General features: G+C 41.8%; 15 protein-coding genes. 4 read left to right on the forward strand and 11 right to left on the reverse strand.

All coding sequences use genetic code 11. From position 1 onward, the window contains the following. Positions 1–315 precede the first annotated feature (315 nt). From AC5JL8_RS17115 to AC5JL8_RS17140, 6 genes are all read right to left on the reverse strand, one after another. Entirely contained in the window at positions 316–1,551 is a 1,236-nt protein-coding gene (locus tag AC5JL8_RS17115; protein WP_495880894.1) for an LL-diaminopimelate aminotransferase, read from the reverse strand. Positions 1,552–1,624: 73 nt separating this feature from the next. After that, positions 1,625–1,960, reverse strand: coding sequence for a thioredoxin family protein (locus tag AC5JL8_RS17120; protein ID WP_495880895.1), 336 nt, complete (start codon positions 1,958–1,960; stop codon positions 1,625–1,627). Positions 1,961–2,095: 135 nt separating this feature from the next. Further along, the gene (locus AC5JL8_RS17125) at positions 2,096–2,869 is read right to left on the reverse strand and encodes a PspA/IM30 family protein (RefSeq protein ID WP_495880896.1); all 774 of its coding nucleotides are present in this window, start codon (positions 2,867–2,869) and stop codon (positions 2,096–2,098) included. A gap of 265 nt (positions 2,870–3,134) precedes the next feature. Then, positions 3,135–3,314 carry a hypothetical protein gene (locus tag AC5JL8_RS17130; protein WP_495880897.1) on the reverse strand — a complete coding sequence of 60 codons (180 nt, stop codon included), beginning with the start codon at positions 3,312–3,314 and terminating at the stop codon, positions 3,135–3,137. 3 nt (positions 3,315–3,317) lie between these two features. Further along, positions 3,318–4,007: a PspA/IM30 family protein gene (locus AC5JL8_RS17135; RefSeq protein ID WP_495880898.1), complete on the reverse strand. Its 690-nt coding sequence runs from the start codon at positions 4,005–4,007 to the stop codon at positions 3,318–3,320. Positions 4,008–4,091: 84 nt separating this feature from the next. Then, the gene (locus AC5JL8_RS17140) at positions 4,092–5,375 is read right to left on the reverse strand and encodes a hypothetical protein (protein ID WP_495880899.1); all 1,284 of its coding nucleotides are present in this window, start codon (positions 5,373–5,375) and stop codon (positions 4,092–4,094) included. 125 nt (positions 5,376–5,500) lie between these two features. On the opposite strand from AC5JL8_RS17140, the gene AC5JL8_RS17145 reads away from it, so the two are divergent. Both AC5JL8_RS17145 and AC5JL8_RS17150 read left to right on the forward strand, forming a co-directional pair. Beyond that, positions 5,501–6,064 (forward strand): DciA family protein, encoded by a 564-nt coding sequence (locus tag AC5JL8_RS17145; RefSeq protein ID WP_495880900.1) that lies wholly within the window; start codon positions 5,501–5,503, stop codon positions 6,062–6,064. Positions 6,065–6,688: 624 nt separating this feature from the next. After that, a complete protein-coding gene (locus tag AC5JL8_RS17150; RefSeq protein WP_495880901.1) occupies positions 6,689–7,000 on the forward strand; it encodes a hypothetical protein in 312 nt (103 codons plus the stop codon). A 222-nt stretch (positions 7,001–7,222) separates the two neighbouring features. Here the strand turns inward: AC5JL8_RS17150 and menB are convergent, their stop codons facing one another. Then, positions 7,223–8,056: a 1,4-dihydroxy-2-naphthoyl-CoA synthase gene (menB, locus tag AC5JL8_RS17155; protein ID WP_495880902.1), complete on the reverse strand. Its 834-nt coding sequence runs from the start codon at positions 8,054–8,056 to the stop codon at positions 7,223–7,225. A gap of 140 nt (positions 8,057–8,196) precedes the next feature. On the opposite strand from menB, the gene AC5JL8_RS17160 reads away from it, so the two are divergent. Continuing rightward, a complete protein-coding gene (locus AC5JL8_RS17160; protein WP_495880903.1) occupies positions 8,197–9,021 on the forward strand; it encodes an Rpn family recombination-promoting nuclease/putative transposase in 825 nt (274 codons plus the stop codon). Positions 9,022–9,078: 57 nt separating this feature from the next. Here AC5JL8_RS17160 and AC5JL8_RS17165 read toward each other — a convergent pair whose 3' ends face one another. From AC5JL8_RS17165 to AC5JL8_RS17180, 4 genes are all read right to left on the reverse strand, one after another. Continuing rightward, positions 9,079–10,098, reverse strand: coding sequence for an SNF2-related protein (locus AC5JL8_RS17165; RefSeq protein WP_495880963.1), 1,020 nt, complete (start codon positions 10,096–10,098; stop codon positions 9,079–9,081). Then, the gene (locus AC5JL8_RS17170) at positions 10,085–11,182 is read right to left on the reverse strand and encodes a hypothetical protein (protein ID WP_495880904.1); all 1,098 of its coding nucleotides are present in this window, start codon (positions 11,180–11,182) and stop codon (positions 10,085–10,087) included. The genes AC5JL8_RS17165 and AC5JL8_RS17170 overlap by 14 nt, the downstream gene beginning before the upstream one ends. A gap of 390 nt (positions 11,183–11,572) precedes the next feature. Then, positions 11,573–12,436: a fructosamine kinase family protein gene (locus AC5JL8_RS17175; RefSeq protein WP_495880905.1), complete on the reverse strand. Its 864-nt coding sequence runs from the start codon at positions 12,434–12,436 to the stop codon at positions 11,573–11,575. Between the two features lie 42 nt (positions 12,437–12,478). Further along, positions 12,479–13,771 (reverse strand): M16 family metallopeptidase, encoded by a 1,293-nt coding sequence (locus tag AC5JL8_RS17180; RefSeq protein ID WP_495880906.1) that lies wholly within the window; start codon positions 13,769–13,771, stop codon positions 12,479–12,481. A 239-nt stretch (positions 13,772–14,010) separates the two neighbouring features. Here AC5JL8_RS17180 and crtD point away from each other — a divergent pair, with 239 nt between their 5' ends. Next, positions 14,011–15,528 (forward strand): C-3',4' desaturase CrtD, encoded by a 1,518-nt coding sequence (gene crtD / locus AC5JL8_RS17185; protein ID WP_495880907.1) that lies wholly within the window; start codon positions 14,011–14,013, stop codon positions 15,526–15,528. The last annotated feature ends 35 nt before the right edge of the window (positions 15,529–15,563 follow it).

A 15,563-nucleotide genomic window follows, 5' to 3' on the forward strand; every position in this document is an offset into this window, starting at 1 on the left:
CCCTTAAAAAAGGGGGAACGTCTAAAGCCACGCCACTGAGGGAGTCGGGGAACCCACAAGGGCGCAGGGCTGCCCCTTTTTAAGGGAGTTGGGGGATCTGAGTGCGTAAGTTCTGATAATTTATACTGTTACAAATTTCTAAGATTGTAGGTACAAATTATGCTTTCAAAATTTGTGTTGATAGTTTTAGTTCTATGAAGGTAGAGTGCTAAAAGCTACCCACCTTCAAATGTACTTTTGAACACAAATTAGTTTTAGTCTCTTGTCAGCAGTGAGTGTTGAGTCTCACATAAAAGCTAGCTATAGCAATCAGTCCTACAGGAACTCAGCAATTCTCTCTACAGCCGTTTCTAACAAAGGCGGCTCATGCACCAAAGCAAAGCGAACATAACCCTCGCCTGATTTCCCAAAGCCAGCACCAGGGGAAGCAGCTACTCCTGTTTTTTCTACTAGCTGAGTACAAAAGTCTATAGAATTTTGGCTCCAAGCTGAGGGTAACTGTGCCCAGATATACATTGTGCCCTGGGGAGTGGGAACGTGCCAGCCAATGCGGTGTAAAGCACTAATAAAAGCATCACGACGTTGGCGAAAGGTACTAACAGCTGCTTCTACTCCAGCTTGGGGACCTGTCAAGGCAGCGATCGCACCATTTAAAATACCCCGATACTGATTAAAATCAACGGCTGCTTTTACCTGACGTAAGGCGCGAATCAAATCAGCATTGCCGATGGCATAACCAATGCGGAAGCCACCCATATTGTATGACTTGGAAAGGGTGAAGAATTCAATTGAAATGCTTTTATCTGGGTCAGCTTGTAGGATTGAGGGGACTAGTGATTGGGGATTGGCGATTGGGGATTGGGTATTGGAAGAAATCTTTCCTAGCCCCCAATCTCCCGGTTCCTCAAATACCAAATCTACGTAAGGGAAATCGTGAACCAGAACAATATTGTGTTGCTGACAAAAGGCGACTGCTTCTTTGAAAAAAGACAAAGGAGCGATCGCGGCGGTGGGATTGTGAGGATAGCTTAAAACCATCATCCGCGATTGTGCTAAGACAGGAGTGGGAATATCACTCAATACTGGTAAAAAATTATTTTCTGCCTTTAACTGCATAGGATAGATTTGACCACTAGCTAAATACACTCCCCCAGCATGGGAAGGGTAGCCTGGATCGAGCAATAGAGCAAAATCTCCAGGATTGAGTAGTGCTAAAGGCAAATGGGCAGTCCCTTCCTGCGAACCAATCAAAGGCAGTACTTCGGTTTCTGGATCAATTTTGATACCAAATTTCTTTTCGTACCAGTTAGCCGCAGCTTGGCGAAATCCTTGAGTACCATGAAACAGCAAATAACCGTGGGTAGCGTGATCGTGAAGGGACTGGGCGATCGCCTCAATTACATGAGCTTCAGCTGGTAAATCAGAAGATCCTAGCGACAGATCAATTAACTGCCTGCCAGCAGCCAAGGCAGTAGCCTTGGCTCTATCCATATCTGCAAATACATTAGATTGCAGGGGTTGTAAACGCTTTGCAAACTGTATGTTAGTCATTTATCGATTGTTAGTGGTTAGTAGCCAGTTGTCAGTTGTTTTTTGCTGCTGACTACTGACGACTGACCACTGCCTAATTATTATTTAAGTGTGTATCTAAGATACTCATTAATTTGTCTTTACTAATGACTCCCTCAGTCGATATCAACAATTGTTCACCTTTAACTAGCCTGAGAGCCGGCACACCTTCCACCTGGTACTTTTTAACAGTAAGTGGATTGGGATCGACTTCCATTTTAACGACTTTGAGGCGATCGCTGTACGTAGTGGCAGCAAAGTTAATTAGTGGTGACATTAATTGACAAGGCCCACACCAGGAAGCCCAAAAGTAAACCAATACTGGCAGATCGGCTGTTAAAACTTCGGTTTCAAACTCAGCATCAGTTATGGTGATTACACCTTTACTCATTGCAGTCTCCATCAGGTGGCATCGATCAAAGTTGGCACACAGAATACTCTATCCCAATCTGAGTGCTGAGTGCTGTGAATGCAAAATCCCACAACCAAAGGGCGTGGGACTAGCTCAAATAATTTATCTAAAATATTACATCTGATCCAATTGTTTGCGTAGAGAATCCAACTCAGCGTCAACTACTTCGTTAGATTTAGGAGCGGTAGTTTGCTGTTGCGGTGGCAGTTGAGGTTGATTGGGCGGACTGGCGGGTGCAAGCGAAGCTTTCAAAGCTGCCAATTCATCATCAACATCGCTACCAGATTCCAAACGTGCAAATTGTGATTCTAAATCGGCACCTGCCAAGTCTCCTGCTGACTGAGCGCGGGCTTCCTGCATTAAGACTTTTTCTTCCATCCGCTCGAAAGCAGACATAGCGCTACTGGTATTCATACCACTTACCATGTTTTGGAGTTGCTCTTGGGCTTTGGCAGTAGTGATCCGAGCTTTGAGCATTTCTTTCTTGGTTTTGGCTTCAGAAATCTTGCTTTCCAGCTGGATTAAGTTGCGCTTGAGAGTTTCAACTTGAACGCTTTGCTGATCTAGGCTGGCTTTAAGTGCAGAACTAGTATCGTTGTAAGTCTTTTTACGTTCCAGAGCTTGCCGTGCTAGGTTTTCATCACCTTTTTGTAGCGCTAGTTGAGCATTGCGTTGCCACTTATTAATTTCATTTTGGGCATCATTGTACTGTTTCTCAGTGCGCTTTTGAGCAGCGATCGCTTGGGCAACTCCCTGACGCAGCTGTACTAAGTCCTCCTGCATCTCCAGGATGGCTTGTTCCAGCATTTTTTCAGGATCTTCAGCTTTATTTACTAAGTCGTTGAGGTTAGCACCGACTACCCGCTTAATACGATCAAATAATCCCATAACTTTGGTTTTCCTTGTGTAGTTTCCGCAATTTGTTGGACAGTTAACGTTTTTACTGTTTAATAGCAGCTACTTATTCCAATGTAATCTTTTCGGCTGATAACAGTACCCCCCAACACCTCTTAATTGTTAAGATATACCCCCGCCTCGGTAATTGCCCAATCATTAAAGCTCTTGAATAAACTGAGTGCCCAGTTGTGAGTGCTGAGTGAATAAACTAATGAATCTTTTGGTTAGCACTCGTTACTGGGTATTCAATACTGTCTTAGCACCCGGTATATACCCTTGGAGGTAAACCAACGCCACTTGCTCCACTTGGGGAGCCACCCCCGTGGGCGGGTTCCCCGACTTGAGGGGAGTGGCGTGAAACCCCTGCGTACCCGTCAGTGGCTCCTCCTGGCAACTTCTCTTCTTGTGGACGGTCTTTTAACTTAGAACTCAGCACTTTTCATTGCTGTTGTGGTGGTGTGTTACTGGTATCATCTAAAACCTGCACTTTCATTGCTGCCAATTCAGCATTAATATCATTAGTAGCTTCTAACGAAGCAAATTGTTTTTGCAGGTCGTCGCCACCAAGTTGAGCGATCGCTTCTGATTTTGCTTCTATCTGTAAAACTTTTTCTTCCATGCGCTCAAAGGCGTTCAGACTGCTTGTAGAAGAAACTCCACTCAGCATTTCCTGAAGTTTAAAAGATGCTTCAGCCGAACGAGCGCGAGCAATGTACATATCTTTTTTAGTTTTTGCCTCGGAAATTTTTAACTCCAGTCCCCGCATATCTTGTTTTAGTTTAACCACCACATCATTTTGCTCCGATTTTTGGTTAGAGAGCGCTGTGGCGGTTTCTTGGTAAGCTCGGCGTTTGGTGAGAGCTTCCCTTGCTAGCGTTTCGTTGCCTTGTTGCAGTGCTAGTTGAGCGCGGCGATACCATTCTTGTGCTGTAGACTCGGCACTTACTGCCTGCCTTTCGGTACGTTTTTGAATAGCGATCGCTTGTGCTACTCCACGTCGCAATTGCACGAGATTTTCTTGCATCTCTAAGACAGTTTTCTCAAGAACCTTTTCTGGATCTTCCGCACTGCCGATCAAACTATTAAGGTTAGCGCGAAACAAGCGCAGGATACGCTTCATCACTTCCATGTCGGCTCTCCATTCAGTTTTTGCCAGTCACTTGGCAGGGGCTAATTATCATGTTTTTCTCATTATCGCCTAGATTTTTGCCACTTATGGCTGCTGAATCCGTGCTTTAATTCCTTTTGCCTCTAGCAGTTGTATATGCTTTTGGACTTCCTGTTGGGTTTTAAAAGCACCAAGAAAAATCAGTTTGTTGTCGAGTGATAAATAAGCATCTGGAATTATTTCTCGTACCAAGGTGTAAGCGCGATCGCCTTGATTATCTGTTACTACATGATAAAAGCCATCTGCTGACGGTTTGATTTCTGGATTTGGCAGGGTTTGGTCGGCAGGTGGAGAATTTTGTGCGGTTTGGTCAGTTGAGGCTATGGGTGAATTGATTGGTACAGGCAATTCACCTGTTGGATTGGCAGGTTGTTGGGAGGGCAATTGTATGGGTGGTGTCTCTACCGGAGTAACTGTTGGTGCAGGGGCTAGGCTGGGTAATGGTGTGGGGGTTGTTTGGTCTTTGGGTTTTAAGCCCACAACATCAATTGGATCTTTAACTTCTGGAAACTCTTTGGCGGCTAAATTAGGATACTTGGGTATGGGAGTGAGTTCTACCTCTGGCTTAGGTTGGGGAATACTCTCAACTTTGGCAGTATTTTCCTTAGAAGGAGACGAATTGCTGTTAAACAATTTGCTTATATTGATCTGTGTCAAGCTTTTAGGGTTGAACACTATAAAGCCTAAGGTCAGGCTTGCTACTAATAGCAGTAGCATAGAACCAATACCCAAAGGTGATAATAAACCGTCGTTAGAATTGCTGGGCTTTTTCGTTTGTGATTGTTCGTCTGTTAAACTTCGCAGCAGAGCTTCACTAGATTCTAAGTAGTCATCTGGCGCTTTAGGGGTTTCATCCGGGTGTAAAAGATTTTCACTCTTATTAGCTTGAACTCCTGCCCGGACTATGCTGCTGCCAGAATTTATCCGGGGCGGAGGTGGGGGTGGTGGAGTTTGTGTTTTGGGAACTTCCGGGATGGAGGGTAGATCAAAATTATCCAGATCCTCAGTCTTTGCTGTAGCTGCTACTGGTTCTCTCTGAGGAGTATCGGGTGCAGAAGCAGGCGGTGTGTTAACTTTAATTTCTGTTACTGATTGCTGAGGTTGGTCTAATGTCGTACTAACAGAGACCGACTGCTGGGATGGACTACTAATGTAATTTCCCATGCGGGGTTGATTCGGTATCCTCGTGCCAGTTCGCGTGCGTCGATATCGAGCTAACTCTTGATCTAACTGTACTTCTAAACTCGCCAGTGCTGCTGCTAGTGCTGGCTTCAACCCAGGTGTTTTAGACGCTTGAGTGCCGGAATCTATTAAGGGGTTTTGACTCATTGCCTCTGTGCCTCAAACATGGACGGCTGGATTCAACTTTCAGATACATTTGTGCCAATACTAGCGAAAATTATCTAATAGATAGACCCTATAACCAAGCTCAATTTTGACGCTTTTTTAGCAAGATGTCGTTTAAATCAGTTAATGATATTTTAGGTGTTCTGGAAAAGCAGGCTAAATGGCAGGAACAACCTTTTCAGTGCTTGCTTCAATGTTGGGCGGAAGTTGTCGGAGTCGTAGTTGCAGCACATACTCGACCATTGTCAATTCAGCGCGATGTTTTAAGAGTAGCTACTTCTAGCGCGGCTTGGGCACAAAATCTGACTTTTAAACGTCAAACATTGATTTTGAAGTTAAATGAAAAGCTACCCACACCTTTAGGAGATATTCGCTTTTCTACCGCTGGTTGGCAGTCTCCACCAGAGGAGCGAAAGCAGCAACCATCAATTTTGCCGCATGAGCATCCCAGTTACCTTGGTGATGCGAGTAGCTCTCCCCAAAATGTTACGCCACCTGAGATGAATGCAAAGGCTGCTTTTGGGCGTTGGGCTAAGGCCAAACAAGTGCGATCGCATGGTTTACCTCTTTGCCCTCAGTGTGAATCTCCCACCCCACCAGGTGAACTCCAGCGTTGGCGTGTCTGTTCTTTCTGTGCTGCTAAGGAGTTATCAAGCAGTTTTCAACGCTAACAAGATCTATTGTTGACCTTCAAACACAGTTTAGGTAGCGCATGATGATTTTTGAACCAAAAAAATTTGGTAACAATTTATTGCACTTGACTGCATTTATTACGAAATTTGCACAATTATTATTGTTTTTAATTATAGGAACAGTGTTTTACTATCAAAGACTGTTTACCTAAAATTCGTCTTGGTCAGTTTGCTCCCAAGACAAAGCCTGGAAATTTCTGATGTTTTGCTGTAATTCATTACTCTATCTTTGGGAGTAAATCTAAAACTGTTATGAAGCATCTAGAAAAGTTTTATTTGGAATTTATAAATTACCTATAAATTTGGCAGATAAATCAGCCTTGGAATATACGTCTTAAGGATTAATTTAAAAGCGCCGTTAAATCTAAATACTTCCTTTTAGCCTTGATCCCCAATTAGTTTTAATCAGAAATTAATATGTAGTCACTTTAGGAAACATTGAAATATATAACACAAATCTAAAAACATCATAAAATTCATTTTTTGATCGGGATCGCTAGAACCTATACAAAATAATGAGTTCTGGCTTTACTCCGTATTTATATCTAGAAGGAAAATATAAAGACATAAATCAGCCCTAACCGGCATTCAAGATGAACCCAAATGAAACCTAATAAATTTTTGACATCTGCCTGTCGATATTGCCGTCATTACAAACCAGAGGGCCGCCGTGGCGGAATGTGCCAACAGTTAGGAGCGCCAGTACAAGCCACTTGGAAAGCTTGTTCTTTAGCACTTCCACCTTTTGCACCTTCTTGGGAAACTTTGGAAGATGCTTGGAGTTTGCCAGATGCAAAGCCAGTTTTAGTTTCTTCTCCAACTATTGCTCCAGATTTAGAAACTACTGTTGCTCCTGTTGAAAAAACACCTGCCTGCAATCTTGAACAGGCAAAAGCTGAGACCATACTAATTTAACCATCCATATATTACCTGACTGATAGCAATTTTGGATTTTAAATTTTAAATTAGGACTGCTCATAGTTAGAATGTTTCGCTTATTTGAAACAGAACTATCTATGCCAACTTGGTGTGAGTTTGTAGTCTGCTTTAAATTAAGATTTGCCTTTAAAATTTCCGGTGCTGTAAAAGTTAAATTTTAAAAAATCGCACCTATATTAAGGTGCGATTTTTGCAATTTTAAGGTAGCCAAGGAAAAGTACGAAAATTTGGGGGGCGCTTTTCTAAAAATGCTTGCTTGCCCTCAGCTCCCTCTTCGGTCATGTAATACAGTAGGGTGGCGTTACCAGCGAGTTCTTGTAAACCAGCTTGTCCATCACAATCAGCGTTAAATGCTGCTTTGAGACAGCGAATTGCGATCGGGCTTTTTTCTAAAATCTCTTGCGCCCATTGAATACCTTCAGGTTCTAGTTGTTCTACTGGCACAACGGTATTAACTAAACCCATTTCTAGGGCTTGTTGGGCATTATATTGACGGCAGAGAAACCAAATTTCTCGCGCCTTTTTTTGCCCAACGATACGGGCGAGGTAACTAGCCCCAAAACCACCGTCGAAACTGCCAACTTTCGGGCCAGTCTGTCCGAAAATTGCGTTATCGGCGGCGATGGTGAGGTCACAAATTAAGTGCAGGACATGACCGCCACCGATCGCATATCCTGCTACTAGGGCAATTACCACTTTTGGCATCGAACGAATCAGCCGTTGTAAGTCCAGGACGTTGAGGCGGGGGATACCCTCATCGTCAACATAACCAGCCTGTCCCCGTACACTTTGATCGCCACCAGAACAAAAGGCGTATTTGCCATCAGTGTGCGGCCCTGCACCTGTAAATAGGACAACGCCAATATTAATATCTTCGCGGGCATCACAAAAAGCATCGTAGAGTTCAAAGATGGTTTTGGGGCGGAAAGCATTGCGTTTGTGCGGGCGGTTGATGGTGATTTTAGCGATACCGTCGGTTTTGTGATACAGAATATCTTCGTAAGTTTTGACAGTTTGCCAGTTGATTTGCATTGGTATGGAGTCCGCTGTTGTGCTTGAGAATTTTATCGCGGACGAAGGGACAAGCGATACCTGCGGTGGGCTACGCCTACGCTAAAATTAGTCTCTCCAGCCTTTACAATCAGGGCTGGTAATTGAATCGCTATAGAAAAATGCGACGCGACTCCATCTTTTACAAATTGTTCAAGCAATTTCCGGGTTTGCTGTTTGAATTGGTATCACCACCCCCAGATGCAGCAGACTACCAGTTTGAATCGGTCGAGGTGAAAGAAACAGTGTTCCGGATAGATGGAGTGTTTTTACCCCCCGCTAATGCTTCCTTCAAAATAGTCTTTTTTGCCGAGGTGCAATTTCAGAAAGATGAAGACTTGTATCACCGCTTCTTCAGCGAGTTGTTTTTATTTCTCTATCGCCACTCAATTCGTTACGATGACTGGTTTGGGGTGATAATTTTTCCTTCTCGCAGTCTTGAACCTACGAATTCCACAATTCACCGTGCTTTATTGGAGAGTGGTCAAGTCCGGCGAGTCTATTTGGATGAGTTGGGAGATTTACGACAACAACCTTTGGCAATAGGGTTAATGTTGCTGACGAATATTACCTCTGAAACAGAAACCTTGGAAGCAGGGCGGTTTTTGCTGGAAGAAGCAAAGGCTAAATCAGAACAAGCGATAATAGATTTAATAACAACGATTATGGTCTACAAGTTTTCTACCCTGAGTCGAGAGGAAATTGAAGCGATGCTGGAACTAAATTTGGAGGAAGAACCACGGGCTATTCGGGAAGCCAAGGAAGAAGGAGAAAGAAATATCATTCTACGACTACTAGACCGCCAGGTGGGTGTGATTCCTAATAAGCTTATATCTCAGATTCAAGAGTTATCGGTAGAACAGTTGGAAGCTTTAGCTGATGCTTTGTTGGATTTTTCTACTCTTGCGGATTTGGAAGGGTGGTTACAAGGTCAACCAAGAGGGTAAATCTCACGCAGAGGCGCGGAGAACAAGGGCAATCACACTCCGGTAAAATTATCATGGCTACAAATAAAGATTCTCGCAGTGAAGAAGCATTTGCAGCTTTGATGAATGTGAAGCTGCAAGACACGCGGGTGTATCAAGAAGATGTTCCCTTTGCTTTGAAGACAGCATAGAAGTGTGCTTTTCAAAAAGTTTAACTAGTTTATTGACTTTTGAATTTTCGCGTGCAGGTGAGATTTTTCTTACTAGCTGTGCTATTTGTGTGTATATTTTAATTTCTTCATCACAAACTTTTTGATATTCTGCTAAATGTGTTAGCCAGGATGGGAGCAAATCATCAGAAAGCTTATTGTTAGGAAGTTTCCTTTTATAGGTTTCTAATTTTTCAATAATGTTTCCAGAGTGTGTTTTAGAAGTTGTAAATTTGAATTCATTTAGAACTACTTTTGTTCCTTCTATAAGTTCTATTAAAGCTACTCTCGAAGACCTCAATGTTGCTTGTACAGCAAATATTGCTAGCGTATTTGCTGTATTTAACCTCATCTTAATATAAGCTTCCTCTCCAATTTCAAAATAATAGTCAGTCTTTTCTAATTTTTGTAGATATACAATTCCCTTTAACTGTTTAGCGAGATTATTAATTTCTAAAGCTATTAATTTGTCCTTTGTTGTTTCTTTAGTACCATAAGTGTGACTCTCAGTTTTGGGATATCGACATAATCTTCCAAATTTATCTTTATACTTCTCTGGTTCTTGTTCAATTAAATTTTTAAATTGTTTTTTAGTTCTACGGACAATAAATTTTTTAATATAATTTCTTAAATTCTCTGTTTCTTTAGCATTCTTCAATAATCCACCTTTTTTCAGTCTTTTTAACTGATTTAATTCATCATCATCTAGGTTATCGACATCAAGCATTTCTATCAAGCGTAATAAATCTCTGACTTGCTTGCTAATAGGTGTGGCAGTGGAAAGAATAATATAGTCAGCTTTATGCTTTGAAATATTATCACTTCGCTGAGATTTTGAATTTAAATAATTATGAGCTTCATCTATAGTTAAGATATTAGCTATTTGAATTTTTTTTCAAAATATTTCTATGTCTACATTTATGAGAATGGCTTAATAATCCCATTGAAACCTGTGAACTCTGAGCAAAGCCAATATCAACAGATTCTTGATGCCAATTGTTTTGTACTATTGGCGGACATATTGTCAATATATATGATTTATTGATTCTGTCAGATTCCCACAACCAGTAGAATAGTAATAATTGAAGTGTGCTGATGAGCTTAGTCTTACCAGAACCAGTCGGATCGGCAATCAAGACACAACCTTGAGTTTGTAATATATATAATGCTTGTCCTAAACCATATCTCTGTGCAGGCCACAAGCTAATATTATTTAATTTTTCATATAGTTGAGGAAATTCTTTGAACCAATTGCATTCTAGGATTTCTGCAATCGCTCTCGCCAAAGCTTCTTCCCAAGATGTTATTGACATTAGTTTTTCTAATAAATCTATGATTTCATCTTTGTAATCTTGCCCCAATTTATAATAATTTTCTGCAATCTGCTCCATTCCTTCGTACTGTTGTTTTTCAAAAAGTATAATAGAATTCTTATGAACCCTGGCATTAGCTTCTAACTGTTGAGATAAACCATTTTTGCTAAAGTTAGAGGAACCTGAAATGGCATGACTTTCGCCAATATAAAGTTTTGCATGAAAATTATCCGAAATTTTAAAATGGAGTTTACCAGTTCTAATATACTCAATAGTTTTAATAATGTTTCCGCCCTTCAATAAGGAATATCCACGCTCTAACCAGTAGTCTTTTATTTCTTTTTGTAAATCAACTCTTTTCCAAAACTTTCTGGGGCGGCTATCAGGCTCCGAACCAAGAAGAATACGGACGGAATTAATTGTGGATATATCAACATCAGCATTAAAAATATCTATGATATTTCCCAGCGAGCTAAATCCTGTGTTTATTAAATAATTTTCACTTGAATTAATATCTTTAATTACTTCTTGCTTAACATTTCTCTTTTCACTAGGAAGATTGAGAGGAAATAATGCATTAGGAGGCCATTTCATGTTAGAGTTTTCGTTATCTAAATTAGACAGTGGTTCAGATTCATTACCTTTTGATTTTTTAGCCATTTTTATTTACTATTAATATCTGTGACAAAATGACAGGTCAATGGAGTAGCGCCAAGCCCAGAAATCAATTTATATTAATTATGAATCTTGGCTCTCCGCTCCTTGAATACTTTCAAAATCAGTAAACAAAATACTGATTTGGTACAATAGTACTACAAAAGTGGTATCATACAAAAAATTAAAAATTAGTCACTCGCACATAAGATTAGTGTGAGTGACCATCGCACTGTCTAAAATTCTAATTTTTTAGAATGTTATGCTAGGTTCGTACTCTACATATTGCTGGGCATTAACACCAGGATTCCACTACAGGCAATTGCTTTTCTAGATGCTTGTGTTTTATTGTGGAAGAGCGATTCGGGCTATTAGCACTTTGTAAAAAGGTGAACTTCAACGCAAAATTTGATCAATCATCCGGTTTGCTTGGGAACCATAACCGCCGCCAAATAAATTGAAGTGATTCAAAATGTGATACAGGTTGTAGAGCGTTTTTCTCTGCTCATAACCTGCATCTAAAGGAAAGACTTCGTTATAACCTTTATAAAAAACGGTTGGGAAACCGCCAAATAATTCTGTCATGGCGATATCAACTTCGCGATCGCCAAAATAAGTTGCAGGATCGAAAATCACCGGTTCTCCTGACACAGTACACCCAGCATTCCCTCCCCACAAATCGCCGTGTACTAAGGAAGGTTGCACCTGATGATCTGCCAATAATTCTGGGATAGCTGCTAGCAACTTGTCTTGCTTGGGAAAAGTACTTCCTCGCCGCCTAGCTAACTGAAATTGATAACCCAGGCGATGTTTAACATAAAATTCTACCCAGTTTGCTGTCCAAGTGTTGATTTGCGGCGTAGAACCAATAGTATTGTTGATTTTCCAACCAAAACCTTGTGCGCTAGTTGCTTGATGCATCGCCGCCAACTTACACCCCATCTCTTCCCAAGATTTGCTATTCCCTCCTCCCATTTCCAGCCACTCCAATACGATGTAGCTAGAATTACCAGCCGTACCCCAGCACAGAGGTTTGGGAACACGAATACTAGCTGTTGTCAGCATTTCCTCTAACCCCAGCGCCTCAGCCTCAAACATGGCTACTTGCGATGCTTGATTCAGCTTGACGAAGTAGGTGCATTGATTATCAGAGACAGCATAACCCTGATTGATGCACCCACCACTCACTGATCGCTTTTGCTGACTCTGAAATTTTTCGCCAGTCACCCGGCTAATATGGGCATCTATTTCAGTCCACATCTGATTCAGGATAAAGGATGAAGTATGAAGAAAGTTTATTCTTCATAATTTATCACTTGGTTTAATGGCAACTACACCATAAGCATCGGGAGAAAGATACTGTTGTGCTGCTTGCATTAAGTCAGTTGCATCCTGTGCTTGAATACGAGCAGGGTAGTTAAACGCTGGTTCTAAATCTCCTAGCATTGACTGATAATAACCATACAAACCAGCGCGATCGCTTGGTGATTCATTAGCAAAAATGAATCTGTTAGCTACTCTTCGCCGCACACGGGCAATTTCTGATTCTTTCACCATCTCTATTTGTAGCGTGCGGATGTGTTGGGCGATCGCCTCCTCCACAACCTGTACATTTTCCACTGCACACTTAGCCGATATATAAAACGTCCCTTGTAGCTGATTAGTCATATTGCTCACAGAAATTGAATGTACCAATTCCCGTTCTTCCTTCAAATCTCTTACCAACCTTGATGTTCGTCCATGTCCTAAAATGGCTGCCAAAACATCCAATGCGTAAGTTTGCTCAATCTCGCTCAACCCTGGAACCCGCCAAACCATTATCAGCCTTGCTTGCTGGAGATTTTCGTCGATAAATTCCTGACGAACAATTGCTGTAAATGCTGGTTCAGGGCTTAGTGTGGAGTTCTGAGCTGTGAGTTCTGAGTGCTGAGTGTTTTTAGTTTGTATTAAGCCCTGAGTAATAATTTCAATTAATTCTTCTGTAGGTAAATTACCTACAGCTACAGCAGTAATTGTGTGTGGCTGATACAAAGTCGTGTGGAAGTTCCGCATCTGCTGGGGTTGGAGTTGAGAAATCACTGATTCTGGCCCCAATACCGGACGGCGATAGGGTAAATAATTAAATGCCATCTCCATCGCCCGACGATAAGTTCGACGCTGCGGATTATCTTCAGAACGCCTAATTTCTTCCAGAACTACCAATCGTTCGCGTTCAAACGCATCATCAGAAATACTTGCATTAAATACTACATCCATTTGCAGTGGTGCAAGTTCTGCAAAATCCTTGGGAGCAGTAGTTATATAATAATGAGTATAGTCTTGGCTAGTAGCGGCATTAGTAACAGCACCCCGCTCTTCAATTCGACGTTCAAATTCGCCACTAGCTAGTCGCTCTGTTCCCTTAAAAATCATATGCTCTAAAAAGTGAGCCATGCCATTGATGGTATCCGATTCTACTGCTGAACCAACCTTAATCCACAGACTCAGGTTAACAGCGTCAATCGGCATTTGCTCTACTACTATTGTCAATCCGTTAGGTAACCGGTGTAGCTTTGGAGCATTAAGACGAGGAAATTTTACCAGCGTTGAGGTCATTGGTCGTTTTGAGTGGTGAGGTGAAAAGCTTGCTTACTCCTTTATCTTATCTACGACTGAAAACAAGTAACGTGATTACTTCAAGCCTGGAGATTTATTTACTTAATAGAGAAAAACAATGTAGTTTTTTATACAATCATTTTTTGTGGGAGAATGAACTCTTTGAGGATGAATTATTCAGTTCAATAGAGTTGTAAAATTATAAATAGTAATATTAAGAATTATAAATATAAATATCAATGTCTAAGTTCTCACTTGACAACAAGAAATCCCGTGTAGTTGTCATTGGTGCGGGAATCGGTGGGTTGACTGCTGGGGCGTTATTAGCTCATAGAGGTTACAGTGTTTTAATTCTGGATCAAGCCCTCGTGCCTGGAGGTTGTGCTTCCACCTTTAAACGTAAAGGATTTACCTTTGATGTGGGAGCGACTCAAGTTGCAGGGTTAGAACCAGGTGGAATACACCATCGTATATTTTCAGAACTAGAAATTGACATTCCAGAAGCAACACCTTGTGATCCTGCTTGTGCTGTTTATCTCCCTGGTGAATTGACCCCAATTAATGTCTGGCGTGATCCAGAGAAATGGCAACAAGAACGTCAACGCCAGTTTCCCGGTAGCGAACCATTCTGGCAATTGATGGCAACTTTGTTTCAGGCGAGTTGGGAATTTCAAGGACGCGATCCGGTATTACCCCCACGCAATTTGTGGGATTTGTGGCAGCTAACTCAGGCAGTACGTCCTAGTACATTAATTACCGTACCTTTTACCTTGTTTACGGTGGGTGATGCTTTAAGGTTATATGGGCTAGAAAACGATCGCCGTCTGTGGACTTTTTTAGATTTACAACTCAAGCTGTATTCCCAAGTCAATGCCGAAAAAACAGCTTTATTGTATGCAGCAACCGCGTTAAGTGTATCTCAGTTACCCCAAGGTTTATTTCACCTCCAGGGTAGTATGCAGGTACTAAGCGATCGCCTTGTACAATCCTTAAAAAGAGATGGCGGCCAGCTGTTAATGCGCCACACTGTAGAAAAAATCAACATAGAAAATGGCCAAGCCACGTCTGTGGTGATTCGCAATCAGCAAACCGATGAGGTCTGGACAGAAGCCGCCGATCACGTAGTTGCTAATGTTACTGTACAAAATTTAGTCCAACTATTAGGTGAACAGGCTCCATCTGGATATAAAAAGCGAGTGGAAAAACTACCACCAGCATCTGGCGCGTTTGTAGTGTATTTAGGTGTAGATGCCAGTGCCATTCCCCCTGGCTGTCCTCCCCACCTACAATTTATGTACGATGCCAATGGCCCAATTGGAGAGAATAATTCTTTATTTGTATCTGTGAGCCATTCTGGTGATGGTCGCGCACCAACTGGCAAAGCAACAATCATTGCTTCTTCATTTGTAGACCCGGTAAGGTGGTGGCGTACTCAGAATTATGAAGAACTGAAACATCAGTATACAGAACAGGCGATCACCCGTCTGTCCCAATTCTTTTATTTGAAACCAGAAACTATCCTCCATCAAGAAGCAGCAACGCCCCGCACCTTTGGCCATTACACCGCACGCGAACTTGGTATAGTCGGTGGCATTGGTCAGCGGATACCTACATTTGGCCCTTTTGGTTTTGCCAACCGTACCCCAATTAACCATTTGTGGTTAGTCGGTGACTCCACCCACCCAGGTGAAGGCACTGCTGGGGTGAGTTACTCAGCACTAACTGTAGTTAGACAAATAGCAGCCTTAAATAAATAAAGTAAGGGTACAGCTAGCTGTGCCCCTACCTAAGC

It is taken from the genome of Mojavia sp., from assembly GCF_059505145.1.